Here is a 26,418-nt window from a genome sequence, read left to right on the forward strand (position 1 = left end):
CTCAGAGTCAGATTCCACGCCGACACACTACCCGCGGCCCAGGTTCGCATCGATCCTCAAACGAGCGGCCCCGCGATCCAGCACGCCACTCGGGCGTTCAGCCCTCGCCGCGTGGGTGAATGCGAGCCGTTCCCCAATTCGCCGGGTGGGTCGGCACAGAGGAGCGCGACAGGACTCCTCGACCGCGAGCCGATCCAGCGCTATCGTGACGCCGAGGCGAAGCATCGGGGCTACGCCGAACTGGGGGGCTGTCATGGTCGAGATTCTGGACAACTCTGCCTCAAGCGCAACCGAAGCGAGTCGCCGTGGTTTGGCAGAAGCGGTAGCGGAGGCCGCGGAGTGGAGGCTGTTCGACTCGCAATTGTCCGTATCGGCCGCTCTCGAAGCGGGGTTCAATGTAGGACAGATCTCGGCTGGTTATCAGGCGCGAGTGATCGTCCGCGAACTCAGTAAGAGCGTCGAGAAGGACGTGGCCAACGGCGTTGAGAGGTGGGGGACCGCGATTCGCTTAGTTATCGTCGCGGAGAGCAAGTCTTTCGATGGCCAACTGTCAGTGCCCATGGTCACCGCGAAGGCTGAGCTGAGTCAACTGTCCGCGCGGTGCGAACTCTTGCTCCGAGGCGTCGATGAGAACGACAACAAGCCTTTCGAGCTGATCCCAGACTTGAACACGCTCAGCGTCGAAACTCTCCCGAAGTATTCGGAGGCGATGGACGCGATCCGCAAATACCTAGGTAAGACTCCCGGTGCGATCAAGCCGGCCCGTCTCTCGACGATCCTGCGCAGTGACCAGGAGCAGATACTCCTAAAGAACGCTGCTGCCAAGTTGATGATGCTCGCGGGATTGTTAGATGGATACTCAGGATCCCGGTACTACAGCCGCATAGACAACGAAGCGCTCAGGAGGCGGGTTGCGGACGAATGGGCAAGTTTCGATCCTGCGTCAGCGAATGACCAGCGGCCAAGTGCGGAGGCCGTACGGCGTGCGGATCTCCTGTACCGCGCCGCCTACTCGTAAGTCATACCCATGTACGACCCGCGTCGAGGAGCGATCGAGCCCGCGCGTACCATCGGCGCCCCGGCGCCTTCCTTCCGCGGGCGATGGCTGTCGAGGATTCATGTCGGGTGGTCTCCATAGGATCGAAGGGTCGGCTGTCCGACCAAGAGACCCTAGGAAGTTCCTCGTGAAGATTCGTGGTGCGATCGTGTCGCTCATCGTCTGTTCGGTGTTCGTGCTGGGCGGTTGCTCCGCTGGCGGGGACAGTGCGACAAACAGCTCGACCTCCTCACCCGCCGCCGTCGAGGTCGAGGAGGAACTAGTGACCGTCGATGTGCGGATCGCCCGGTCGTTGCTGGACCAGAGTGGGTCGCTCACCGACGAACAGATCGTGGCCGGCGCAGGCGAGAAAGGCATCGCGGCGGATGTTGAGGGCGACACCGTCGTCTACACGATGACGAAGCCGCAGCGCGACGAGATGCTCTCGCAGATGCGCTCGACAGTTCAGGACGCGGCCGATGAACTGATTGCGGATGAGGCGAACTCGGTAACCGCGGTCGAGTTCAACGACGAGATGACGTCATTCGAGGTGTCGGTCGACGCAGCGAGTTACGGTGCGCTCGAGAGCTTGCTCGCACTCGGGTTCTACATTCAGGGGGCGCTGTACCAGCAGTTCAACGGAGTCACCCCCGACGACATTGACGTGATCGTGGAGTTCGTCGATGATGCGACTGGCGAGGTGCTGGACACGGGGTCATACCAGGAAATGCGCGAGAACCGCGGCGAGTAGGTCTGCCCGCTCGACCCCGGCCGGTGCGGGTAAATCACCTGGCGTTTCAGTCCCCGATTACGAAGCTCCCGGGCTCCCTCTTCGCGGGCTGGCGTAAACCTAAGCCAAACTCGCGTGATTGATGAGGCCCCTCTCATAAAGTTGCGCTAGCTCGCATATGCCCGGCGAGCACTCGTGCCTGGGGTCACGGCGTAGACCGTGTGCCCTTGTGTGAAAGGAACGCCTTGACCGATTCGACGCCTACATCCGCACCCGCAGGCTGGTTTCCTGCAGGCGTTCAAGGCCAAGAGCGCTACTGGGACGGCACCTCGTGGACCGACCAAGTTCGTCCTGCCGGCGGCATCGCCACCGCGACGGGCGTGGTTCCGGGCCCGCCGACCGCTCCGGCGCCCGAGAAGAGGCCCCGCAACATCCTCGGAATCGTCGCCCTCGCAGTGGCCGCCGTGGGCTTCATCTTCGCCTGTATTCCCGGCGCTCTGATTGTCGGGTGGATTCTCCTGCCGATCGGCTTCTTCCTTGGCATCATCGCCCTGTTTCAAAAGGACAAGCCAAAGTGGCAGGGGCTGACCGCAATCATCGTCTCCGTTGTCGGCACCATCGTCGGCGTGATCGTGTTCATGGCCGTGGCGGCCGGCGCCGTCAGCGATGCCATCAACGCCACCGTCACCGAGGAAGTCGGCACTTCCGACGTCGCCGACGAGGAGACATCGGCCGACGAGGAGCCGGCCGTCGAGGAGGAGCCGGCGGTCGCGGACGCCGAAGATCTGGTGCTGGGGGAAACCGCGTTCGGCGTTGACACCGAGAGCGGCATGGGCTGGTACGCCGTGCAGGTCACTAACCCGAACGAGGACTACATCTTCGCCAGCGCCGGCATCGACGTGGAGGCGTACGACGCGAACGGCGTGCTGATTGACACCGACAGCACGTACGGCACCATCCTGTCGGGCACCTCGTGGTACGTGGGAGACTTCTTCGACATCGGCTCGGCGCAGATCAACCACATTGAGGTGCGTGGGCCTACCGCTGACGCGGCGACTCACTCGCCTGCCGCCGAGACGGGATCGTTCACCATGGGGCCGATCACGACCGGCTCCGAGTACGACTACATGACAGTCAACGGCACCGTCACCAGTAACTTCTCCGAGGACCAGGACATGGTTCGCATTGATCTGATCGCCCGCGACGGCGGCGGAAAGATCGTAGGCGTCGACTTCACCTACACCGACCGCGTGCCTTCCGGCGGCACGGCGGCGTGGAACGTCGACTTCTGGAAGGTGCCGCTGGACAGCAAAGTCGAGGCTCACCCTCACCTCTGATCACCTGTACGAACTGCGCGACCTAACCGAGGTCGCGACGAGAAGGGGGCGCCTTCGGGCGCTCCCTCCTCGTTTACGGCTCCATTGGCGTACCGGGCGAGCGCTTTAAGGCGACACCGCCTTCATGCACTGCCCGGAAAACGATCCAACCCGCGTGCGCGTGCGCACTCTCAGTGGGACGCTCGCGGCATGAATGGAATACAGATTGGCTATGCCAGAGTCTCCACCGCCGATCAGGACCTCACTTCGCAGCGGGACGCCCTGCTGCGACTGGGAGTCCTCGATTCGAACACCTACGTCGATCACGGGCTGACCGGCACCAACCGGGCAAGACCCGGACTGCGCGAAGCGCTCGCCGCCGTCCGCGAAGGCGACACCCTCGTGGTCACCAAGCTCGACCGGCTTGCCCGATCGGTCAGGGACGCGCGCGACATCGCCGACGAGCTGACGACGAAAGGCGTCGCGCTCAGTCTGGGCGGCAGCAGATACGACCCCACAGATCCGGTGGGACGGCTCCTGTTCAACGTGCTCGCCATGGTCGCCGAGTTCGAACGCGACCTGATCAGCATGCGCACGAAGGAAGGTATGGCGGTCGCCCGCGCGAAAGGTCACCTGAAGGGCAAGCAGCCCAAGCTGTCGACCACGCAGCGCAAGCTCCTGTTCGACGTCCAAGACCGGGGTGAGTACACCCAGACCGAGATCGCCGAGCTGTTCAACGTGTCCCGTGCCACCGTCTACCGCGAACTCCAACGCCGCCGGGTGGCGTTCCTCGCCACCTGCGAAGCGCACATCTTCTGACAACCCACGGCTCCGTCCATCCCCCGCGGAGTCGATCTCGACCGACGAGCGCTCAGCGGCGTTGGTACGCGTCCCGACGATGCTCGATGGTGACGATCTCGATGACCAGGCGGTCGTCCTCGATCCGATAGAGCACTCGATACTCGCCGCGACGCGCTGAGTACAAAGGCGCGAGCGGCTCACGCAACGGATTGCCCAGTCTCGTCGGGTTGGCTGCCAGCGGCCCGACGATGAACTCGAACACCGCTGCGGCGACGGATTCGGGGAGCGTGACCTCGAGCGCACGCCTCGCCGATCGTGTGAAGACGACCTCGTAGGGCCCGATCACTCGGCAAGCCGACCGCGCGCGACCATAGCGGCACGAACCTCATCTGCCGACGACACGTCGCCCGACTCGAGCTCGGCGATCGCCTCCCTCAACGCTGCGACCTCGTCAGGACGGCTCAAGATGTCCACGGTCTCCACGAGCGCGTCATAGTCCTCAGCGCTCAGCAGAACCGCGACTCGAGCACCGTTGCGTGTGATCTCGAAACGCTCATGAGTGGTCGCCGCCGATTCGATGTGCTTGCTCAGCGATGCGCGCGCATCCGCGAGTGACAGTACCGTCATGTACAGAATTCTAGCGCGAATGCACTTGTGCGGCCTCGTCCGACCACGTCGCGGCATCGCGCTGCCCGCATACGGATCGCCGTGTTCACGGTGCAGTACACCAATGCGGTCGTGGGGCACCCCCGCCGTCGGCGGTGGTCGGGCTTGTGGTCTGGGCCATCACTGCCGACCCGTCGGTATGGAAGGACCACGCGTGCGAGGTCGCCGGGCGCGCGCTCACCGAGAGCGAGTGGCAGGCATACATCGGTGAGATCCCTTATGACCCCGGATGCCGGGGTTGACGGAGAGACCCTGTGGCGCAGGGGCGGGGCCGCGTCCGGCCCCGTCCGCACGCCGGATCAGCGCCTGCGGATCTTCGTCAGTTGCACCTTGGGGGAGCTGGCGTAAGAGCGGCGGGCCGCTCGTGCCGCGATCGAGCGCCTCGCCCGCGACGTCGCCAGCTCGCGCGCTTCACAGCGGCGATCGCCCAGCGGTCGGATGTGAGCGATGCCTGTGACGTCGGCGGCGTACGCTCGACACATGCAGCCGGCGAACCTCTTCACAGCCCGATTCGACGAGGTGGCCACCGGTGGCCAGCGCCGCGTCACCGTCGGTGTCGAGGTCCGCGACCGGGAGGCCGACGGGTCCATTCCCACGGCCGCGTGGTTCCGAGGAGAGGAATACCGCCTCGACATCGAGGATGACTCGGGCGGTGCGATCTACGTGAGACGCTTCTAGACCGAGTCTCTCATCGGTGGCGGCACGCGGCCGAGTGGACGGCGCCAACAGCCCTCGCCCGCCCTGCTGGGTAGCATCCAACTCATGAGCATCAAGTTGGAGAACGTCGGCATCGCCGTTCGCGATCTCGAGGCGGCCATCGCCTTCTTCACCGACCTGGGCCTGACGGTTCTCGGTCGTGACACGGTGAGCGGTGAGTGGGCGGACACAGCGGTCGGCCTCGACGGCAACCACGCCAAGATCGCGATACTCCAGGCGCCGGATGGTCACGGCCAGATCGAGCTCTTCGAATACATCCATCCCGACGCGATCGAGACGGAGCCCACGCTCCCGAACGAGATCGGAATGCACCGTGTCGCCTTCTCCGTCGACGACATTGACGACGCCCTCGAGATCGCGGCGAAGCACGGGTGCCATCCGCTTCGCGGAGTCGCGACGTACCAGGATGTCTACAAGCTCACCTATCTGCGCGGCCCGAGCGGCATCCTCGTGATGTTCGCCCAGGACCTGACGAAGAACTGAGCAAGCGCCGGGCGCAAGCCCGCTCGGTGTCTGTCAGACGCGCTTCGCCCGGTCGTGGCGGACCCGCGTGATGACGGTGGCCACGACGATGAGCGCGACGGCGATGATCGCCGCGATGGCCGTGGTCGGAGAGTAGGGGTCATCGGCGTACCGCGCGACAGCGACCCACGCGATTCCCCAGCACAGCGACGCCGCGGGTGCGAGGCGGCCCCCGCCCCAGAAGGCGAGTGCGATGCCGATGGCTGCGGCGGCGCCGAGCACGAAGGACGACCAGATTTCGGGCGCGATGCCGAATCCGTCGAAGCCGGCCGCTACGAGGATCGCGGTCGCGTTCGCCGCTGTGGCGATGATGATCCAGCCGAGATACAGGCCGATGGCGCCGTCGGCGACGATGGTCTCGATCGTGTTCTTCGGGGTGGTGCGACGCAGGATGACGAAGATCCGGCAGAGCACGATCAGCAGCAGCACGATGACGGGAAGACTCAGATAGAGCAGGCCGGCCTGCACGACGCCGATCCAGACCGCGTTGAGGATGAGCGACGCTGCCACCCACCAGCCGATGCGCTTCTGCCGCTCATCGCTGCGCTGCCCGGGCAGTGCCTGCCAGATCGCATAGGCGAGCATGCCGGTGTAGATCACGCTCCAGATGCGGAAGGCACCCGTTCCCGGAGCGATGAGCGTCGAGTCGGCGTCGAGGAAGCCGCCGGACGCCTGCTGGATCGGCGTTCCGAAGAACGCGCCGGACCCGACGAAGGCGGCGACGATGGCGAGCACGGAGCTGACGAGGATGAGCACCTGTCTTGCGATGTCTCGCGTGCGGGCGCTGCCGTGGTACGTCGTCGTTGTCGTGGACACTGTGCCTCCTCGGCTCGCGGTGGGTCCCCTCGTCAAAGCATTCTCGAGAATCACACCGCGCGGATGCATCGTCCGTGCCGTGATCGCGCAGTGACGGGATCGGCAGGGGTGCCGCCGCTACGGCGTCCACCACGGCCGCAGCGGAAGGTCCGCGTCGTCGTTCCCCTGTCCGTTGACGGCCAGCACGTGGTGCAGTTCGATCCCGCCCGATTCGAAGGCGAGCCGTGATCCGGCCATGTACAGACCCCACACCTTCGCGGCGGGCAGCCCGATCTCGGCGACCGCCTCGTCCCAGTGCTCAACGAGGTTCGCGCACCAGTCGCGGAGCGTGAGGGCGTAGTGCGGGCGCAGGTTCTCTTCGTGCAGCACCTGCAGACCGGCATCCTGTGCCTCCGTGATGATGCGACCGGAACCGGTCAGCTCGCCGTCCGGGAACACGTAGCGGTCGATGAAGCCCTGCGCGGCGGGCTGGGTCTTGTTGTCGCTGCGGGTGATGCAGTGGTTGAGGAGCAGGCCGCCCGTACGCAGACGCGAGCGCAGGAAGCGGAAGTACGCGGGGTAGTTGCGCACGCCGATGTGCTCGAGCAGCCCGATCGACGACACCGCGTCGAAACCGGTCTCGGCGATGTCGCGGTAGTCGCCGTAGCGCACCTCCGCATGCTCGCCCAGCCCTTCGTCGGCGATCGCGCGCTGCGCCCACGCCGCCTGCTCGTGCGACAGCGTCACCCCCAGCGCGTGGACGCCGCGACGCGCGGCGTAGCGGACCATGCCGCCCCAGCCGCAGCCGACGTCGAGCAGCCGGTCACCCGGCTTCAGGCGCAGCTTGTCGAACACGAGCCGGTACTTGTTCTCCTGCGCCTCCTCGAGCGACGCGTCGAGGTGCGGGTAGCACGCGCACGTGTAGGTCATCGACGGCCCGAGCACCCATTCATAGAAGGTGTTCGAGACGTCGTAGTGGTGGTGGATGGCCTCGGCATCGCGCGACTTGCTGTGCCGCAGGCCCCCGGCGATGCGCTTCCAGCGCGAGGGCACCTCCTGCGGCGGCGGCGCGACCGGGCGCAGATGCTCGACGCCGATGGAACGGACGATGCGGGCCATGAGCCGCGGCGACGGTCGCGTGAACTCCAGGCTCTCGAGCGTCTTGAGCAGCTCGTACGGGTCGCCCGGATGCACACCTCGCACCTCGAGATCGCCGGCGATGTAGGCGCGCGCGAGCCCGAGATCGCCGAACCCGGTCGCGAGATAGGTCGTGCCGCGGGGTGTCTTCAGGTCCAGCGCGAAGGGCGCGTCCTCGGGTCCGGCCGTGCTGCCGTCGTACGCGGTGAAGCGCAGCGGCAGCCGGCCCGCCGTGAAGATCTCGAGCACCTCGGCGAGCGTCAGCTTGCCGGACTCGTCGTCGGCCGTGCCCGCCGCGTCGCCGGCTTGCGAGGCATCCGTCCGCTCCTGGGATGTGGTCATCGTCGTTGCACAGCCTTCTGATAGAGGTCGAGCAGTCGCCCGTCGGGGTCGTACCGCGTCTTCGCCGCCCGATACTCGGCGCCGCCGTAGAGCGCGTCGAACTCGTCCCGCGAGTAGAACGCGTCGGAGTACAGCGACTTGTGCCCGTCGAGGTCACACACCTTCCGCTCGATCCGACTGTTGGTCTCGCCATCGGTCGCCCCGATCGGCACCGTCGACCAGAAGCCGACGTTGACATACGTCTCGGTGGGATGCAGCGGGTACAGCGGCCAGGCATCGTCGGCGCGCAGGCGGAGCGGACAGAGCCAGATGGGCGTGATCGGCACGTTCTCGAGGAACCAGTGGATGAACTCGGTGCACCGGGCGATCGGGACTTCGATGTCCTGGATCACGCGTTCGCGTGCCGGGCGGCCCTTCAGCTTCTCCAGGCGGTCGCCGATGTCGAATCGGCGTTCCAGCCGCATGAGCCTGCTGTAACTGGCGCTGCGGAGGTACCGGCGGGGCCAGAAGCGACGGATGAGCGGATGCTGCGCACCGAACGCCGCCGAGCACCAGAACCAGTCGGTGTCCCACCGCCAGAGATAGTCGTGGACGGTGAGCCGGTCTGTCTTGACCGCGTCGTCGTGCTGGATCGAGCGGTAGTAGATGTGGCGGCCCGTGTAATCGCTGACCGGGCCGGGTGTGGCCGTCTGCGTGCCGACGCACAGGTAGCTCTCGTCGGCGCTGAAGACCACGCCGTCGAGGTAGTCCACCGGCACATCGTCCAACCGGCGCGTCGCGACGAGGCGGTCCATCGCCCCCATGAGGTCGGTGAACGTGTGGAAGCGCAGGTGCCGCAGGGCTACGAACGGCTGCACCCTCTCGAGCTCGATGCGCAGACGCACCGCATAGCCGAGGGTGCCGTAGGAATTGGGGAAGGTCCGGTACAGGTCGGCATGCTCGCGCGGAGATGCCGTGATGACCTCGCCCGCACCCGTGAGGATGTCCATCTCGAGCACCGACTCGTGCGGCAGCCCATTGCGGAACGAGGTCGACTCGATGCCCAGGCCGGTCACCGCGCCGCCGAGGGTGATGGTCTTCAGCTGCGGAACGATGAGGGGTGCCAGCCGGTGTGGCAGTGTCGCGGCGACGAGATCCTCGTACGTGCACATGCCGGCGACGTCCGCCGTCCGAGCATCGGGATCGACGCGGATGACTCCCGTCAGCCCCGACGTATCCAGGCCCGGGGCGGCAAGTGCCGAGCGGGAACGGAACAGGTTGGAGGTGCGCTTGGCAAGCCGGACCGGCGCACCCTGGGGCAGCGCCCGGTAACTCTCGAGCAGCCGCCGCACGCCGGCGGCGTGCGCGGTGCGGGCGTCGGTCGCGGGTGCGGACACGACCCCACGCTAGTCCGCGGCGAGGCTCGGGTGAAGGATGCCGCTCGCCTACGCGTTGCCGCCCGCACGATGGCGGGAACGGCCCGCGACGATCGTCTCCACCACCCGCGCACGCAGGAGCGCATCGGGACCGTCGGCGAACGGGTCGGTGTCGAGCACGACGATGTCGGCTGCGAACCCGGGCGCGATCCGGCCGCGCCAGGCGCCGTCGCCCACCGAGGCTGCCGCGTCGCGGGTGGCGTGCCCGATCGCGCGCTCGAGCGGCAGCGCGTACTGAGGATGGGTGGCCGGCACCGTGGGGTCCAGGGCCGACGCGCGCGTCGACGCGACATACATGTTCGCCAGCGCGCTGTGCGGCGCCGTGGGTGCGTCGGTGGAAAAGGCCAGCAGCGCGCCCGCGTCCTCGTACTCAGGCCACGCGAACGCCCGCTGCACGCGCTCGTCGCCGAGCATCTGCGCCCAGTTGTCGAAGATGGCGGGGTCGGAGTGCACGGGCTGCATGGATGCCGTGACACCCAGCGACGCCATGCGCTCCGCGGTTCCGGGTGCTGCGTACTCGAGGTGCTCGATGCGGTGACGGCGGTCGCGGTCGCCGTTCACCGAGATGGCGTGCTCGATGGCGTCGAGCGCAATCTCACTCGCGTAGTCGCCGATCGCGTGCTGCGCGATCTGCAGTCGCGCCGCATCCGCCGCGGCGACGACGGGCTTCAGCTGCGCGAGCGGCCAGATCGGCTCGGCGTTCGTGCCGTCGGAGTACGGTCGGCGCATCGCTGCCGTGCAGGCGTCGATCACGCCGTCGAGGATCAGCTTGATCCCCACGACGCGGAGCCACGGCGACGACGGGCTGGCGGCGAGCTCGGCAGCCCGGCCGACCTGCGCCAGGTTCTTCTCATCGTCGCCGGTGTTCTCGATGAGCCAGTGCCCGGCGACGCGGATCGGCAGCTCGCCGCCGTGACGAGCCCGAGCGCGCTCGAACGCGGCGAGAGCGAACTCGTCGAAGGCCATGTCGATCGCACCGGTCACGCCGCTGGCCAGGTAAGCGTCGATCGCGCGCTGGACGGCGTCGTCTCGGTCGGCATCCGTCGTCGTCGCGTCACGGTGCGCCCACGCGTACTGAACGGCCGCCGTCTCGTAGAGCATGCCGGTGGGTTCTCCGTCGGCGTCGCGTGCGATCGCGCCGCCGAGCGGATCGGGGGTGTCGCGCGTGATTCCGAGCGCGGCCAGACCCGCGCTGTTGACCCAGCAGGAGTGGTAGTCGTTCGCGTCGAGGAACACCGGGATGTCGGCCACCGCCGCGTCGATCATCGACGCAGTGGGTGCCCCGCCGGGAACGGAGTCGAAGAGCCATCCGCGCCCACGCAGCACCGCGGCATCCGGAGTCTGCTCCCTCGCCGTGCGCAGCCGGGCCTGGATCTCTTCGAGCGAGCGCGCGTCGGTGAGGTGCACCTGTCCGAGGGCCGCGCCCATCATGAGCAGGTGCGTGTGCGCATCGGTGAACCCGGGCACCACGAGCCGGCCCTGCAGGTCGACGGTCTCATCGGCCGTCGGAGCGTCGCCGCCGTCGCCGACGTGCACGATGACGTCGTCGCGCACGGTGAACGCGTCCGCCCAGGCGCTCCCGGGCGCCGGATCGGCGGTGAAGACTCTGCCGTTGACATAGCGCGTGATCATGGGCGGCCCTCCTTCCCGAGCGGGGTGCGCAGCAGCCCTGCGTAGAGACCGGCGGCCACCAGCATGCCGGCCGGTACCGAGAGGTCGATGTAGCCCGTCGCCTCGGCGACAGGGCCCGACCAGACGGTGGTCGACAGGCACAGTGCCGTGGCGAGGCCGCCGGCGAGAAGTGCGACGATGCCCGGGATGCTCCAGCCGCCGGAGTACCAGAAGCGCCCGCCGGGCTGGTCGTCGAACAGCTCGACGCCGTCGTAGCGGTAGCGCCGGAGCATCACGTCGACGACGTAGATCGCCATCGCCGGCCCTGACACGATCACGAGGAACTGCAGCATCAGGTTCGCCGCTTCGAGCAGGCTCGACGACAGCACGAGGTAGATCGTCAGGGCGGTGCCGACGACTCCCACGATGATCGCGGCGGGGATGCGGCGCAGCCGGAAGCCGATCGCCTGCAGCGCCATGCTCGAGGTGTACGTGGTCATCGCGTTGAGCGCGATGGTGTTGATCACGACGCCGATCACCAGGACGGGGGCCAGCCACGCGGGCAGCAGGTCGAGCAGCGCGATGTCGAGTCCGGCGTCGAAGGCGGCTGCGTCGAGACCCGTCGCGAGCAGCACGCCGACGCTCGTGAAGGCGATGAACGGGATGCCGCCGCCAAGGCCCGTCGCCAGCGCGATGTGCGAGGGCTTCGTCGACCGCGGCAGGTAGCGTGCGATGTCGGGGCTGTTGATGAACGACAGGGGTGTCGAGGCGAGGATCGTGAAACCGATCGTCATCGCCGACCAGAGGGCGACGCCCTCGAGCGGCTGCGCGGCGGCGTACTGCCAGTCGACGGTCGGCAGGATGAACCCGGCGACCAGCAGGAAGATGACGAAGAGCGCCGCGGCCATGTACGAGTAGGCCCGCACGATCAGGCCGTGACCGAAGATCGCGACGAGCACCGTGATCGTGGCCACCACCACGGTGACGCCGATGGGCACCCACACCGGGTCTTCCAGACCCATGCGGCGGAGCAGGTCGGCTCCCATGAACGACGAGGCCAGCCATGTCAGCGACAGGAACACCGCGCCGATGAACCAGCCGACGAAGGCGACGAAGAGCCGGTTGCCGAGGATGCCGTACATCGCCCGCGTGACCACCGAGCCCGAGGTGCCCGAGGCGGGGCCGCTGCCGGCGATGAGCCCGGGGAACACCCACAGCAGCGAGGCGGCGACGATGACCGCGACCGCCTGCCAGAGCTCGAGGCCGAGCAGGATGAGGGTCGCGCCGATCGTGAGATTCAGGATGCTGACGTTCGGCGCCGCCCAGATGAAGAAGAGGTCCCGCGCGCGGCCGTGGCGCTCCGCGTCGCTGACCAGCTCGATGCCGCGCGTCTCGGGTCGCGAGGCGGTGTCGACGAACTCATCCTCGAGTTCGGTCTGAGGGTGGGTCACGGTGTTCCTTCCGGGTCAGCGTCATCGCTATTGGTCACATGCCCAATGGACTATTGGTCACACATTCAATAACATGGGCGGCGTGACGTCAAGCGGAATCTCGGTGCGCACGCGAAAGCGGCCCGAGGAGCGCCGCGAAGAGATCCTCGAGCACGCCACCGCGATCGCGCTCGACGAGGGACTCGAGCGCATCACCCTCCGCGCCGTCGCCGACCGGCTGGGTGTGCGCCCCGGCCTGATCACCCACTACTTCCCCGCCGCCGAGACGCTCGTGATCGAGGCTTTCGCCCGCGCCGCCGTGCGGGAGCGCGAGCGCTTCTTCATCTCGGCGGGCGATCCCGTGCAGCGGCTCGCTCACTTCGTGAACCACATCGAGCGCGGCGCATCCGAGCCGCTCGCCCGCATGTGGCTCAACGCGCGCCATCTGGCCCGGTTCAGCCCGGCGCTCGATGAGGCGCTGCAGCACCAGGATGCGCTCGACCGCGAGCGCCTCATCGCCATCATCGAGGACGGCATCGCGACCGGTGATTTCCGAACCGCGGATGCCGCGGCCGCCTGTACCCGCATCCTCATCGCCGTCGACGGCGCCGGCTCCTACGTCAACACCGCGGCGCCGCCGTCCCAGCGCGCCCACCAGCAGGTCGTCGCCGACGTGAGTGAGTGGGCGCTGGGGATGGAGCCGGCGGTCCTGCGTGCGGCCATCGACGCGGAGAGCGCGCACTGAGCCGTCGCTCTGTCGCATCGGGGCGCGCACCGCAAGCCCTGGCCGATGTGCATCCCGTACCACCACCTGGACCGGCCGAAGATCGCGATCCCCGACCGTCCGCAGGCGGACGACTACGAGCGGCCGCCCATCGAGCAGTTCAGCTACGTTCCCGACATCGCCTCCCGACTCGGCAAGAAGACGGCGAAGAACACGTAGGACTCCCGGCGCGCTCACGCTCCTGCTACAAGAGAATCTGTCCCGCGTTGGTCCGGCTCAGCGAAGGGGTCTTCTCATGCGCGCTGCTGACGGTCGCGCAGCGGTGACCGATGCAACGCACCCCCGCCTGCGACGCCAGTACGATGCGGGAATGCCGTTGATCCGAGCCGTCGTCCTCCCGGCGCTCGGTGTGATCGCCGGGCTCGTTGCGACGGGGAGGGCGGTACGCCTTCTCGGCGGGGACGACCCGCCTGAGGACCGGGCGCTGCGTGCCCTCCAGCACGCGTTCGGGCACTCGCCCACCGACAGCGATGCTGCCGCCACCACGGACGTCGACCCGACCGAGGTTCGCGAGCCGATCGACAGAGTCACCGCGCCGCTGTCGTGGTACTCGGGGGTGCCGCAGACCATTGCGAACGGAGCGGTCTGGTGCGGCGTCAGCTGGTTCTTGACGCGCAACCGGCGCGCAGCGGTGGCTCCCGCGGCGGCGCTCGCCCTCGAGACGGCGTGCTTCGTGGCAGCCGCAGCGCTCGTGGGACGGCCGCGACCCCAGCGCGTGTGGCGCCCCGAGCTGCCGCACGCGACGTCGTCGTTCCCCTCCGGCCACACGGCGGCCGCCTTCGCGCTCCACGGCACGCTCGCCGACCTGCTCGATCGCCACGGCGCCCGTGGCGCGCGGTTCCTCGGCCCCCTCCTTCGATATGGGATACCTGGCGCGATCGCGTTCTCGCGGATCTACCGCGGCCAGCACCACATCTCGGACACCGTCGCGGGCATCCTGCTGGGACGGTGGAGCGCCGGTGTGGTGCGGGACGAGCTGATCACGCCTTAAGCGGCCGGCGCGTGCCCGACGGCAGGACGGTCCGACCCCTCACCCGAGTTCGAGGCTGGTGATGCCGAAGAGTCCGCCGTGGTCGATCCCGGGCGGCTCGCCGGTGTACATGCGCGCGGTCTCGAACGACGGCGCCCACCCGGCATCCTGCGCCCAGGAGACGGCGGCGGGATTGACGCCGGGGACGTCGACGGCGACGGTCGCGGCATCCCTCGCTCTCGCAAGAGAGCTGACGAGAGCATGCGCGATCGAGCCGTCGGCGGCGAACAGCGGACCGATCCGTGACGCCGCGTGCGCGTCGCGCAGCACGGCGAAGCCGACGATGTCGCCATCGCGGACGGCGACACGCGCGCTGCGCGCGGGCAGACTGCTCCACGCCGCCAGGAACGCGTCCCGCGGTGCGCCGAAGAACCGCCGGTCGTAGGCGGCCAGCAGATCGAACGGGATGTCGCGTGCATCCACGATTCGGATCCCCGGCGGCGGCTCCACCTCGGGGGCCGGCCCTTCGAAGCGCACGCTGGTCCACGCCAGCTGGAAGCCCGATCGACGGTAGTTCTCCTGCTGGGCGACCACGCCGTCGAGTCCGACGGTTCTTCCCGCCAGTCGTGCCATGCCCGCCTGCCAGGTTTGATAGCCGAGCCCCCGCCCGCGCACGTCGGGGCGCGCGATGTAGATCCCGAGGAAGCCGAACGCCTCGCCGTACCGCACCACCGAGATGCACGTGACCGGCTCCCCATCCATCCGCCCGACGAGGAAGCCGCGCGGATCAGCCACGACGAAGGCCCGAGCGTCGGTGAGCCCGGGGTTCCATCCCTCGCCGGCTGCCCATTCCGCCATCAGCGTCACGTCGGCCGCGCTGGCCGCGCCGATCTCGAACACCATGGCCAGACCGTACCGCTCGCAACGCGGGTCGGCGACACCTCATGACATGCCGCTGACGGCATGTTGTTGCGATACGGCCGCAGCAGGTCGATGCTGTGAGCGGCTGGTCCTGATGCCGGGAGACGGAGGCGACGGTGCGCGCACAATCGATCGAGTTCAAAGGGTTCGCGTCCGGTGAGACGGATTTCGCGCAACGGTACGCGCGCTACCACCCCGGCTCGGCGGAGCGCGCCGAACTCGACGCGGCCGTCGCCGACATCGCCGGGATCGTCGATGCGGGCTCTACCGGCAGTTCATTCGTCGCCATCGCCATCGTCGGATTCTCCGACAGGAACGACTCCGCTGCGCTCTCGTGCGACGACCGCCGCAGGAGCGAGTCGAACGCATCGTTGACCCGCGCGGACTCCGCGTTCGCGTGGCTGAAAGATGCCGTGACCGCGCAGCTCACGACGTCGTGGTCGGACTGGCCGAACGACTCCGACCGGGTGACCTGGATCATGGTGCCGACCGGCGCGGCGGTGCTCGCGCACGACCCACCGGCGAACGAGGCGCACCGGGCGGAGAACCGCCGCGTGAAGTTCGTCTTCAGCTTCTTCTGGGGGTGACCGCGACCGCTCTTGTTCGCGGCATCCCGAGGTCCTAGCCTCTCAGGCGGGGAACCACATGCAGTGCTCGGCCCAGTGAGGCGCGCGATGACACAGTGGGAAGATCTGCCGGATGCCGCGAAGAACGGCGGTGTCCTGACGGCGCTCGAGACCGCGCTGAGGGCGGGGGGAGCGAGCGGCCCGACATCCGACGGCGACTGGCGGGTGTGGACCAAGGACTATCGCGCCGACACCCTCGTGCAGCTCGACGGCTTCGGCGGCGTGCCGGGCGGCGGGACTCCGATCGAGTTCGTCGACCCGAATCTCCGCATCGAGATCGGTCTGCACCAGAGCGGCGGTGTCGATGACGGCGGATGGCGCGTCGTGGTGACGAGCCCGGTGGTGGCCGTGCACCTGCCCTTCCTCACACCGGCGAAGTACGATGCCGCCAACGCGCGCCTCCTTGCCGATCCTTCGGTCGACCGTGTGCGGATGATCGTCGGCGGACTGCGGCTGCGCCTCATGCAGCTGGCAGGGCAGGTCGTGCAGTTCGACTTCCTCTCGGCCTCGACGACCGGCAGCCCCGCCGACCGCATCTACGACCTCGTCCGGATGGAGCCGCCGTACGCGATGGTCGGACCTCAGGGGGTGGTGGGGATCGGCTTCCGCTCAGCGGTGCTCGATCTCAGCTCCGAGTCGGGGCCGGCCGGGCTACCCGCAGGTGCGCGCGCGATGCCGGCCTCCTGGCAGGGCTTCCACCTGCCCGAGGCCCGGCTGTTCGTCCAACCGCCCGGCCTCGAAGATCTCTACATCACCGCGGCCGCGCGCGACGTCTACATCGGGACGGGAGCCAGTGCAGGTCTCACCGCGATCTTCGAAGCGGAGGTCGTCGATGCCGCCGAGCTCGTCGTTTCGGCCCACTTCCTCACCGAGACCGGCACCCACATCCCCGTGGTCGTCACCGACCCGTCCGCCGATCCCGCCCGCGGCACGGCGACCGTGCCGGCGCTGTCGACGCTCTTCATCGACACCCGCGGAGGATCGGGCGCCAACAGCGTGACGATCTCGCCGTCGAACGCCTCGACGGTGCTCGGAACGCGAGCCGCCATCACCACGCCCGCGGGCGGCACCACCATCGAGGTCACGGTCGTCGACGCGGCCGCCGGCATCACGAAGCATCTGACGGTGCGGACCACGCTCGCGGCGGCAGGCGGTGGGGGCGGTGCCACGGGCGGGGGAGTGACGTCGCTCTCGGTCACGCCGACCAGCGCCCTCACACCGTTCCGCCTGATGGTCGTCTCGCTCGACCCGGCAGTGGTCAGACTCGAACCCGAGCCGCCCGTGACGGCGACCATCGCCTGGACGAGTTCGGCCGTGTCCATCGTCGGCGCCGCGGACGAGGCATCCGTCACCCTCGACATCTCCGCACTCAGCGCGACCAACCCTCTGACGAGCGATCTGACCGCGACGGTCACCGGGCTTCCCGCCGTCGTCAGCGACTGCTATTTCCTGTTCGACCACCCGAAGAAGGGCGAGCTGACCGATCCGCACTGGGCGCTGAACCGGGCGAACACCCGCGACCAGAAGTCGCCCCGACGTGACCAGCACGCCGCCTCGCGCAGCTACGTCGATGCGGCGCGGGATCTCGCGACGTACATCGACAAGACGACGGAGCTCACCGTCGACGGCTACGCGTCCTACGAAACGGATCAGGCGCAGTACAACAAGGACCTCAGCCAGCGGCGACGCGATGCGGCCATCGCCATCCTGCGCGATGCGGGCTTCACGAACGTCACCCCCGGAACCCCGTTCGGTGCCGTGAACGCCCGCGACGGCGTGCCGCCTCGGCCCGACCCGGCGACGGCGAGCACCCCAGCGCAGGGCGACGGCGCCTGGTGGCGTGCCCGCGCGTGGGCGACGGCTGCGCCGACCACGATCGTCACCGCCGATCTCGAGGCGCGGCGTCAGACCTGGGCGGGGGACAACACCCAGAAGGACCCCACACCGTCGCGGCCGCCGCAGCCGGACTGCTTCCGCCGCATCGGCGCGCGCGTCGAGATCCTCCGCGACACCTTCATCCGCGCCGAGATCTGGGGCGAGTTCGACCTCTCCACCGCGGCCGAACAGGCCCGGCCCGGTCTCGGCCTGACGGCACAGCAGCGCGCCGACAATCCGGCCGATGGAATCGTCGACTTCCTGGTGCGCCTGCGCATCAGCGAGGACCGGCAATCGTGGCAGACGGATGCCGAGTTCCGAGCGCACGACGCTGACAAGGACGGTCTGTACCGACGACGGCGAGGCGACGGCATCCCGGACCTCGTCATCGACTCGGTCGGCGCTCTCGCGATCCTCGCCCCGCTGACAGCGGGCGTGGCCGATCTCTCACCCTCCGCAGGCGCCGTCGTCGCACTGGGCACGGTTGCGGTCGGTGCATTCGGAGTGATCGACACGCAGCAGATCATGCTCAACGGCGGACAGCTCGCAGTGAGCGACGGCATCGTCAGCGCCGACGGCTCCACGGGCGACGCCGCGGCGGGCTACACGGTGAGCATCTTCTTCGACGTGGAGACGAAGTTCGACTTCGACCTGAAGATCATCCGCACGGCCGACGGGAAGCCGATGAGCGCCCGATACAAGGCGATCGGCGTCGGCGCGCAGTGGGGTGGCGCGGCCGACCCCGGGTTCGCGCCCCGGGCCGTCTTCGACCCGAGCAAGGGCTACACGATCGACGCGCCCGACGGTTCGCTCGTGGCCAAGCCGCCGCTGGACCGGATCCTGCGGATCTTCGGCTTCAAGGTCAGCCGCGACAACCCGATGTTCGTCGAGGTGCAGTTCGGCCTCGGGCTCGAACTCGGGATCCTCACGATCGACACCGCGACGGTGCGTGCGGCGTTCGCCGGCGACGGGACGCCTGACATCAGCATCTCGCGGCTGGCCGCGACCCTCGACGTGCCCGGTGTGCTGCACGGCACCGGGTTCGTCGCGATCTCGGAGGACGCGATCAGCGGCGGCTTCGACGTGTCGGTGACCTCAGTCGGGATCCGCATCGCGGCGACGCTCACGATCCATCCCGATCCTTCGGGCGGTCCGGCCATCGGCATCCTCTTCGGCGCGGCCGTGGAGTTCCCTGCACCGATCCTTCTCGGTGCATCAGGACTCGGCATCTACGGCTTCCTCGGCGGAATGGGCATCAACTTCGCGCGGACGTATGACGAGACCGCGGAACTGCCCGCGCTGGACTGGGCCATCACGCATCTGCGCGACGACGATCTCTTCACGCCCGCCGCCTGGCACTACGCCAAGGACGCCTACTCGTTCGGCGCGGGCCTGGTGCTCGGCACGGTCGACGCCGGCTTCACGCTCGATCTCAAGGGCGTGCTGCTCATCTCGGTTCCCGGGCCGCAGCTGACCCTGATGGCCCTCGCGAACGTGCTGTCGCCTGCACTGCCGGGATTGCTCGGCGATACGTCGGCCACGATCCTCGCCGTGATCGACCTCGACTTCGGCCGCGGGACGATCCTTGTCGCGCTACGAGTCGACTACCGCGTCGGCCTGTTCCTGTCGATCACCGTTCCGGTCACGGCGTTCTTCGACACGCGGCGGACGTCCCACTGGTACCTGGAGCTCGGGAGCCACGACCACCCGGCGACCGTACGGGTGTTCGACACCTTCGAGGGGTCGGGTTACCTGGAGGTGCATGGCGACGGACTGACGCTTCCCACCCAACCCCCGCTCAGCTCTGACGGGCTCGTTTTCGCGACGGGCTTCCACATCGACGCCGTGCTGATGGGGAGCACGCACCTGGGGCTCTACTTCCGCGCGGCCGCCGGATTCGATGCGCTCTTCGCCCCCGACCCCCTGTATGTCGGGGGGATCGTCGCGGTGAGCGGTGAGCGGTGAGCTGCGGCTCTGGATCGTCAGCATCACGGCGAGCGCGAAGCTCGACGTGATCTACCGTGGTTCCACCGACGCCCTCTGGGTGCACGGCGAGGTGCGCGGCAAGGTGGATTTCTTCTTCTTCAGCGTCGAGGGCTCGGTCGAGCTCACGATCGGCAGCCAGCCGCCGACCGATCCGCCGCCGGTGCAGGATCTGGTGACGGGCGTCGGGCTCGTCGCCCGGTCGATCCACGTTCTGCTCGAGGGTTCCGCGGCGGGCGAACCCGTCGACGGCGTGATCGCCAAGGCCGTCGAGGGGACGGGGCCGCTGCCGGTCGACGTCCCCATCGACGCCATCCCCGTCGTCTCATTCCTCACCCTCCCCAAGGCGGATCAGGCGATGGTGCTCGGTGCCGTGCTCGGGAGCTACGCCGGCGCGCCCGCCAACCCGTGGATGCAGCTGGGCGATCACTGGTGGCGGTACGAGGTCGTCGCGGTGCGGCTGACCGGCGGGCCGCTCATCCCGCCCCCCGCGCCCGGCGCGTCGACGGCCAGCGTGTGGTGGGTGCAGAAGAACGACACCGAGTCGACCTCGCTGCAGTTGGCGCTGCTCAACTGGACGCCCGACGCCCACCCGGCCGCGGTGCCGTACGGCGAAGCACTGACCACGACGGTCCAGCACCGCTGGGGAAGGTTGTGCAGCCGGGCGGCCTGCCCAGCGCCGGTGCTGTGGACGTTCGACGGCCAGCCTCTCGGCCCGAGCACATCCGGCTGGGAGCTCATCGGAATCCCGTGGCCGGATGAGCCGGACACCGTGCGCACCGCGCCGCCGTCGACGCGACTGCGCGTGCGCGAAGCGTGGCGGATCGCGCCGCCGGTGGACGCACTGCAGGGTACCGACCCGGCGGCGGTCGTGGGCGATGCCGTGCCCTGCCTCGACGGAAAGGAGCGCGACGACGTCGAAACGCTCAAGATGTCGAGCACGCCTGACCGCCTTTCGGGCTTCAGCACCCGGTGGTGGCCCAGCGGTGAGGCGGCACTCGCCGAACTCGCTGCGCATGCGGCCCAGGACGGATCGCTGTTCGACTTCCCGGCGGTGCGGCAGGACACGGCATGGGATCCCGACGTCGTGTCGGCTTTCGCGCGTGCAGCGGGCGGCCGCGACCGGGCCACTCCTGACGCCGGATGCTTCGGCCAGATCCTGCGGTCACCGGCGGGTGACTCCCCCAAGCCGGCGCCGGACGGAGACTCGCAGACGGAGAGCCTTGTGAGTGACGCGTGGCAGGCGTCCGCATTCGTGCCGCACGAGCTGCGCGACACGGTCGTCTTCGGGGCGGGCGACGAAACCTCGCCCGACGCGTTCGAAGACGTCGGCATGCTCTTGCTCGTGCCCCGCATCGGGCTCGAACACGGGCTCATCGTGTGGGCGCGCGATGCCGAGGGTAACGAGGTGCGCAGGGAGACGGTGACCGGCGCACACCAGGTGCCCACCCAGGCGTCGATCCCGGCCGACTGGTCGAAACCGGGGTACCCCTGGGTCGAACCCGTGCACCGGGCGACAACCCTCGGCGGGCGGGTGGCGGTGAGCGAGGGCCTCTTCGAGGCCTACGTGCACCTGGAAGGCTTGAGCGGCAAGGCGACGAGCATCGCGATCGGCTGGGAGCGGACGGAGGAGCACCCGCCGTTCCCGCCGTACTACGTCGTCGCCGTCGAAGCGTGCTTGTCGTCCGAGACGCACCGCTTCCAGTGGGACGTGACGACGCTCAACGCCGACCAGCAGGCGCTCAGCACAGCGCTGACCCAGCCGGCCGGCAGCGAACCGCTCCTCAGCCCGGGCACCAACTACGCGGTCGAGGTGGACTGGACGGCGACGTGGATCCCGGTGACAGGCGACCCGAACAGCCCGCTGCCAGGCCAGCCCCCCGCTGCCACACTGGCGCCGTCGGACCTGCCCGCTGCGCAGACCGTCGCGAAGTCGCAGAGCTTTGCCTTCCGCACGAAGCATAAGGCCGGCATCCCCTCCGACGTGGTCACGGACCTGTCGCCCTGGGTACTGGCCACCATTCCCGCGAAGGACGAGATCGGCGTCTTCACTCGCGCCGGCGTGTCGCTCACCTTCTCATCGCAGCGCGTCGCGGCGCTCTTCGACGCGTATGACCTCGAGCTGTTCGCGGTCGTGCATGCAGCTTCCGGCATCCATCCGCGCCTCGCCGACGGCAGTTCGCCGCCCGCCCCGCACGTGCCCCTCACGCCCGCATCGCCCTTCGCCACGCTGGCCGATCCCTACGGCGTGACGTCTCCGTGGCGTGAAGCCGTCGAAGGTCTCGTCGTGGAGCTCGGATGCCTCGACGCCTCGCATTTCGATCGCAGCACGTTCACCGTCACCATCCCCTACGTCTTCGAACCCCTCACCGAGTACCTGCTGGACGTGCATGCGCGGAAGAAGGCTGCGGGCGGTCGGGGCGACATCGTCTACCGAGTGCCTTTCCGTACCGGCCGGTTCGCCGACGAAGCGGAGCTCGCCGCGTATGTCGGCCAGTCGCGCGCAGAGGGCCGCGGCGTGCTCGTGCCGTCGGCACTGTCGGGTCTCGTCGGCGAGGTCTCAGGCGCGGCCATCGACGACGCTTTCGAGAAGGCGGGTCTCGGCGCGCCGCAGGTACCGGGATTTCCTGCCCTGCAGGTGCTGTGGAGCACTGACACCGAGCCACAGCCGATCGCGATCGTGGTGGAGTCGAGCGAGGAGGTGGTGCGCTCACGGTCGATGCCGCAGAAGGTTCCGGCGACGGCCGCCGATCCCGACCCGACCCACCACTATTGGACGAGTGCGCCGTCGCGCTGGCTGCGGGTCGCGGCATCCGTCTCCGCTCCGGAACCGGGTTCGACCGACGCGGCGATCGACCGCATCGTCACGGCACCGGGCGGCACGCGCGTGATCGTCTTCCTGAAGTCCGGCTCCCGCGGCAAGCGTCTGCGCCTGGACCTCGTCACCGACCCTGACGGCCCGGCCGGACCCGCCGAGAAGCGGACGCCGCTGCTCTCGGTCCCGCTCGGGGCCGCGCCGTGGGAGGTGGAGGACTGATGGATCGCCTCGCGAACCCCGAGTTCTTCCGGGCGGAGGCAGTCGCGATCGACTGGAAGGCCATCGTGACGGCGCACGAGGGCGTGGAGGAACGTCGCGAGGAGGATCAGCGTGAGTGGACCCCGAGGCTCTCATGGGCGTGCCACAAAGACCTGGGCGTGCCGCACGGGGTCTTCACCGTCTGGGCTCGAACGGCACCAGACGAGGTTGCCGAGTCGGTCGAGGTGGACCTCACGCCCGTGGGTGACGGGATGCAGCTGTCATGGAGGGAGCCGGCCGGCCGGGTCCTGATCGATGTCGCGGCCGTGAGTCAGACCAGCCCCGTGACGATCACGCTGTTCTGGCGCACGCGCACGGAGGAGTCCATCACCGCCATCCGCTCGGTGATGCCCGCAGGAGGGAGGGTGCGCGTCGACATGCGCACACCGGGCGCCACCTGCGCTCTGCTGACGAACGTCTCGAGCGGTGACGACCCCGTCGTGCAGATCGTCTCGCTGAACGCGATTGTGGATGCCGACGACTGGAAGGAGATCGAGCACGTCGGCCTCCCGATCGACGAGGCGGGCCTTGCGGGTACCGACTACGACGGGTGGAAGCAGGGTCTGGTCGCAACCCCGCAGGAGGCCCGGGATGCCGCTGTCGATCGCCTGGCGCGCGGGGCGCCCCGGGCAGGATGGTTTCCCGCACTGCCGTCCGGCATGGCGGCGCCACCATGGCAAGCGCCCGACTCGGCGCGGCTCGTCGACCTGCTCCAGCATGAGTTCTTGAACCGGATCGCGCCGCTCTACCGAGCGGGACTCCCAGAGAATGAGCAGGCCGCGCTGCGGAACGCCATCGAAGTCGACGGCCCCGCGGGCGCCGGGCAGCCGGCGGTGATCGATGCGGCTCCCTGGCCGCTGCTGGTCGTGCCCGCCACGACCGACCCCTTCATGAACCTCGCACTGGGCTTCGGCACCGCGTACCCCTCGGCAGGGATGCCCGAGGGCGTGCGGCTGCCCCCGCTGCCCGAGTTCCTCGTCACGGCCAGATACACCCCGGGACCGGTCTTCCGCGCATCCGGACCCGGCTGGAACGTCGAGGTGCAGCTCCCCAAGGGGGAGTACGCCGCCTACGCGCCGCTCGCACCCCACAGCCAGACCCCGGCGCCGATGCCGTTTGTGCCGTCGCGCTACTCGTCGCAGCCCCCCGTGAGCCGTGACGCCCCGTGGCGGGAGAACGTGCGGAGCACATGGCCGCCGCTGCCCGCCGCTGCCGGCAGCGTCCACGTCACGCAGTTCGCGCCCGTGCGCGCGTCGCTCGGCGCCTTCGAAGCGGAAGCGCTCTTCCCGTTCGACGCCGACTACGACGGCTGGCGCATCCCCAATCTCCCGCCTCTCGCCCCGGGAGACGTCCTGCACTCGTCGGTCGACCCTCTGGCTGAGATCCCGCTCGGGAGCGGCGGTCGGCAGCAGGTCTACGCTGCGGCGCACTCCGACGTCTACGGCGTGTGGTCGCCGTGGAGCGAGGGCATCTACTCCGGCACCGAGCCGGCGGCGGCCCCGCCCATGCTCGCGAACCTCACGCTCGTGAGTCGATACGCCGGAACTCCGCAGTGCCCGGCCACGCTCGACGTCGAAGTGGTCGTCGAGTGGCGCGAACGCTCGACGTCGTCGGTCGACCTGTCGGCGGTCTTCTACCCCATGAGCTCCCCCTCGGCTCAGCCTCCCGCGGGGATCGGCCCCGAGACGGCACCACCGGGCGCCTTCGGGCACTCGTTCTCCCTGTCCTTCGCGGGCGACGTGCCCACCGGCGTCGGATGCACCGTCTCGCCTCTCGACGCGAACGGGGTGCCGGCCGCCACGTTCGGAGCAGGGCAGGGGGAGCCCCGTCGCTACGCCGTGCACGTCGAGCTCCCGCCCCTGGATTTCGCGGTCACAGACCGTTGGGGCGTCGACCTGTGGGCTAGGAGGTCGCTCGTCGTAGGCCCGACCCCCAGTGTGTGGGGCCCGACCGATCCGGCTCGTGCGATGGTCAGTTCTGTGGGCAGCCCGGTGCCGGTCGTCCCGGCAATCACACGCTTGCCCGGCGTCCCCCTTGCAAGCCTGCCCGATTCGGACGGCCGCTCCCACGCCGCCGTCGTGTGGGGCGCGCCCTCGCCGAACAACGCCAAGTCCTTCGTCATCTGGCAGGCGAGCGAGGAGTACCTTCGCGAACGATGCGGAGTGCCCGAACCGGACCCGCGCACGGTAGCCGGGGCGAGGCTCGTCGCCCTGAGACAGCTCCTGATCGACCGGCCCGAGGCGTGCCGGCTCGCCTTCCGGCGCGTGCTGGAGGTTCCCGGCGACCGGCGCGAGGCTGACATCGCTCTGGCTCGTGGGTCGCGCAGCATCCAGTTCTTCGTCGTCACCTCGACGACGCGGGCCGGGGCCGACTCGCCATGGCCCATCAACACGGCCACGCAGGACTTCACGCAGGTCTTCATCGCACCGCGGGTCGTCGTCCCCGGTCAGCCGCTCGCTCGCCCTGTGATCACACCGGCGGGAGTGGAGATCGACCTCGAGGTGCCGAGCGAGGTGCCTGTCTCGCGCTTCCGCGTGTACCGCACGCAGAGTTTCGATGCGGCGCGGCGAGCCGACTCGATGGGAGCGCCGCAGCTCGTCACAGCCGCTGCACCTGCCGACCCTCCCGCCGCCGGCGACAGGGATCTCGTCACCGGGCTCCCGCTGTATCGCGCCCGCTGGTCGGACGCTCTCACACCGAGCTGGCGGACCTGGTACGTGCGAACCACGGCGGAGCCTGACACGACGACCATCCCGGAGCGAGGGTGGCGGGGTCAGCTCTCGCCCGCGTCCGACATCGTGACCGTCCGCGTCCCGCCGTCCACGCCGCCCGATCTCGATCCGCTCGTCGTGGAAGCCGTGACGCCCGACCGGACCGTGCTCGTCGCGCGGACGTCGACCGCGGCGCCGATCCCCGACACCGACTTCGGTCCTCACCTGATCGCGGCGGCGACGGGCGATTCCGTCACCGCGGCGACGCTCGAAGCCGTCGTGCCTTCCTCGCTCTCGGCGGTCTCAGCGACCGAGCCGCCGCCGGCTCCCGCACCGGGGGTCGCCGTCGTCACGCGCGGGACGAGGGTGGACGGTCGGACGCCGTTGGCGATCTGGTTCACCAGAACGGATGCCTCGGACCCGGTCGATGTCGGGCTCCGGCTCGTCGACCCGCTCGGTCGCTCGTCGGTGGAGGTCACGACCGTTGCCGGGTGGACGGCGCCCCAGCCGCCCGACTTCGCGCTCGTAGGGGTCAAAGCCGTGTCGGCATCCGTGAGCGTCGTGACGGTATCGAGCACGGTCCCGAGGACCGCGACCCCGCCGTACACCCTCGCTGTGTCGGCCGCTCGGCGCGGCACCTTGCATCTCCCCACCGGGCCAGTTGTTGTTCCGGTGCCCAGTCCGTCCCTCGGCCCGGCGCTCACGGCCTCCATCGCTCTGAGCAATATCCGCATGGACGGTGGCGGGTCGCTCGAGCTGCCGCTGCGTCCCCTGTATCCGGCGGGCCGCCGTATCCGCTTCGCGTACCGGAAGGGGCCGCACGGTGCCACGCTGTACGACATCCTCATCCCGCTGGCGTCGCCGTTCGCCGCCCGGTTGATCCTGACCTCCCCGGCAGGAGCCCAGGCGTCCCTGCGCGCCACGGGGTAGCGCGCGGCCGCAAGCCGCGTTCTC

At 68.9% G+C, this 26,418-nt stretch carries 21 protein-coding genes; 13 read left to right on the forward strand and 8 right to left on the reverse strand.

Annotated features, from left to right (window positions below):
- The first annotated feature begins 253 nt into the window (after positions 1-253).
- The 4 genes from IR212_RS00675 to IR212_RS00690 all read left to right on the forward strand — a co-directional run bounded on the left by IR212_RS00675 (position 254) and on the right by IR212_RS00690 (position 3,901).
- The gene (locus IR212_RS00675; protein WP_194397135.1) at positions 254-1,018 is read left to right on the forward strand and encodes a hypothetical protein; all 765 of its coding nucleotides are present in this window, start codon (positions 254-256) and stop codon (positions 1,016-1,018) included.
- 166 nt (positions 1,019-1,184) lie between these two features.
- Positions 1,185-1,787, forward strand: coding sequence for a hypothetical protein (locus IR212_RS00680; RefSeq protein WP_194397136.1), 603 nt, complete (start codon positions 1,185-1,187; stop codon positions 1,785-1,787).
- Positions 1,788-2,011: 224 nt separating this feature from the next.
- Entirely contained in the window at positions 2,012-3,103 is a 1,092-nt protein-coding gene (locus IR212_RS17025; protein ID WP_228479407.1) for a DUF2510 domain-containing protein, read from the forward strand.
- Positions 3,104-3,292: 189 nt separating this feature from the next.
- On the forward strand, positions 3,293-3,901 hold the full coding sequence (locus IR212_RS00690) for a recombinase family protein (RefSeq protein WP_194397137.1): 609 nt from the start codon (positions 3,293-3,295) through the stop codon (positions 3,899-3,901).
- Positions 3,902-3,953: 52 nt separating this feature from the next.
- Here IR212_RS00690 and IR212_RS00695 read toward each other — a convergent pair whose 3' ends face one another.
- Together IR212_RS00695 and IR212_RS00700 are read right to left on the reverse strand one after the other, a co-directional pair.
- The gene (locus tag IR212_RS00695; protein ID WP_194397138.1) at positions 3,954-4,229 is read right to left on the reverse strand and encodes a type II toxin-antitoxin system RelE family toxin; all 276 of its coding nucleotides are present in this window, start codon (positions 4,227-4,229) and stop codon (positions 3,954-3,956) included.
- Positions 4,226-4,510 carry a type II toxin-antitoxin system Phd/YefM family antitoxin gene (locus IR212_RS00700; protein ID WP_194397139.1) on the reverse strand — a complete coding sequence of 95 codons (285 nt, stop codon included), beginning with the start codon at positions 4,508-4,510 and terminating at the stop codon, positions 4,226-4,228. Before IR212_RS00700 ends, IR212_RS00695 begins: the two co-directional genes overlap by 4 nt.
- 519 nt (positions 4,511-5,029) lie before the next feature.
- Here IR212_RS00700 and IR212_RS00705 point away from each other — a divergent pair.
- Entirely contained in the window at positions 5,030-5,227 is a 198-nt protein-coding gene (locus IR212_RS00705; RefSeq protein ID WP_194397140.1) for a hypothetical protein, read from the forward strand.
- 84 nt (positions 5,228-5,311) lie between these two features.
- Positions 5,312-5,749 carry a VOC family protein gene (locus IR212_RS00710; protein WP_194397141.1) on the forward strand — a complete coding sequence of 146 codons (438 nt, stop codon included), beginning with the start codon at positions 5,312-5,314 and terminating at the stop codon, positions 5,747-5,749.
- Between the two features lie 33 nt (positions 5,750-5,782).
- On the opposite strand, the gene IR212_RS00715 is transcribed toward IR212_RS00710, so the two are convergent.
- The 5 genes from IR212_RS00715 to IR212_RS00735 all read right to left on the reverse strand — a co-directional run bounded on the left by IR212_RS00715 (position 5,783) and on the right by IR212_RS00735 (position 12,539).
- On the reverse strand, positions 5,783-6,604 hold the full coding sequence (locus IR212_RS00715; protein ID WP_228479408.1) for a tryptophan-rich sensory protein: 822 nt from the start codon (positions 6,602-6,604) through the stop codon (positions 5,783-5,785).
- 117 nt (positions 6,605-6,721) lie between these two features.
- Positions 6,722-8,062, reverse strand: a complete 1,341-nt coding sequence (locus IR212_RS00720) for a class I SAM-dependent methyltransferase (protein ID WP_194397142.1) — start codon at positions 8,060-8,062, stop codon at positions 6,722-6,724.
- Positions 8,059-9,438 (reverse strand): FAD-binding oxidoreductase, encoded by a 1,380-nt coding sequence (locus IR212_RS00725; protein ID WP_194397143.1) that lies wholly within the window; start codon positions 9,436-9,438, stop codon positions 8,059-8,061. Before IR212_RS00725 ends, IR212_RS00720 begins: the two co-directional genes overlap by 4 nt.
- Before the next feature lie 48 nt (positions 9,439-9,486).
- Positions 9,487-11,109 carry an amidohydrolase gene (locus tag IR212_RS00730; RefSeq protein WP_194397144.1) on the reverse strand — a complete coding sequence of 541 codons (1,623 nt, stop codon included), beginning with the start codon at positions 11,107-11,109 and terminating at the stop codon, positions 9,487-9,489.
- A complete protein-coding gene (locus tag IR212_RS00735; protein WP_194397145.1) occupies positions 11,106-12,539 on the reverse strand; it encodes a purine-cytosine permease family protein in 1,434 nt (477 codons plus the stop codon). Before IR212_RS00735 ends, IR212_RS00730 begins: the two co-directional genes overlap by 4 nt.
- Positions 12,540-12,612: 73 nt before the next feature.
- Here IR212_RS00735 and IR212_RS00740 point away from each other — a divergent pair, with 73 nt between their 5' ends.
- The 3 genes from IR212_RS00740 to IR212_RS00750 all read left to right on the forward strand — a co-directional run bounded on the left by IR212_RS00740 (position 12,613) and on the right by IR212_RS00750 (position 14,293).
- On the forward strand, positions 12,613-13,263 hold the full coding sequence (locus tag IR212_RS00740; RefSeq protein ID WP_194397146.1) for a TetR/AcrR family transcriptional regulator: 651 nt from the start codon (positions 12,613-12,615) through the stop codon (positions 13,261-13,263).
- Between the two features lie 45 nt (positions 13,264-13,308).
- Entirely contained in the window at positions 13,309-13,461 is a 153-nt protein-coding gene (locus tag IR212_RS00745; RefSeq protein WP_194397147.1) for a G patch domain-containing protein, read from the forward strand.
- Positions 13,462-13,612: 151 nt separating this feature from the next.
- Positions 13,613-14,293 carry a phosphatase PAP2 family protein gene (locus tag IR212_RS00750; RefSeq protein WP_194397148.1) on the forward strand — a complete coding sequence of 227 codons (681 nt, stop codon included), beginning with the start codon at positions 13,613-13,615 and terminating at the stop codon, positions 14,291-14,293.
- A 39-nt stretch (positions 14,294-14,332) separates the two neighbouring features.
- Here IR212_RS00750 and IR212_RS00755 read toward each other — a convergent pair whose 3' ends face one another.
- The gene (locus tag IR212_RS00755) at positions 14,333-15,175 is read right to left on the reverse strand and encodes a GNAT family N-acetyltransferase (protein ID WP_194397149.1); all 843 of its coding nucleotides are present in this window, start codon (positions 15,173-15,175) and stop codon (positions 14,333-14,335) included.
- 134 nt (positions 15,176-15,309) lie between these two features.
- Between IR212_RS00755 and IR212_RS00760 the strand changes: the two genes are divergently transcribed.
- From IR212_RS00760 to IR212_RS00775, 4 genes are read left to right on the forward strand one after another with little or no spacing between them, the layout of a single operon-like run.
- The gene (locus tag IR212_RS00760; RefSeq protein ID WP_194397150.1) at positions 15,310-15,780 is read left to right on the forward strand and encodes a hypothetical protein; all 471 of its coding nucleotides are present in this window, start codon (positions 15,310-15,312) and stop codon (positions 15,778-15,780) included.
- Positions 15,781-15,792: 12 nt separating this feature from the next.
- The gene (locus tag IR212_RS00765) at positions 15,793-19,659 is read left to right on the forward strand and encodes a hypothetical protein (RefSeq protein WP_194397151.1); all 3,867 of its coding nucleotides are present in this window, start codon (positions 15,793-15,795) and stop codon (positions 19,657-19,659) included.
- Positions 19,649-22,714 carry a hypothetical protein gene (locus IR212_RS00770; RefSeq protein WP_194397152.1) on the forward strand — a complete coding sequence of 1,022 codons (3,066 nt, stop codon included), beginning with the start codon at positions 19,649-19,651 and terminating at the stop codon, positions 22,712-22,714. Before IR212_RS00765 ends, IR212_RS00770 begins: the two co-directional genes overlap by 11 nt.
- A complete protein-coding gene (locus tag IR212_RS00775; RefSeq protein WP_194397153.1) occupies positions 22,714-26,394 on the forward strand; it encodes a hypothetical protein in 3,681 nt (1,226 codons plus the stop codon). The genes IR212_RS00770 and IR212_RS00775 overlap by 1 nt, the downstream gene beginning before the upstream one ends.
- Positions 26,395-26,418 lie beyond the last annotated feature (24 nt).

Source organism: Microbacterium atlanticum (genome assembly GCF_015277815.1).
GTDB classification, from domain to species: Bacteria; Actinomycetota; Actinomycetes; order Actinomycetales; family Microbacteriaceae; genus Microbacterium; species Microbacterium atlanticum.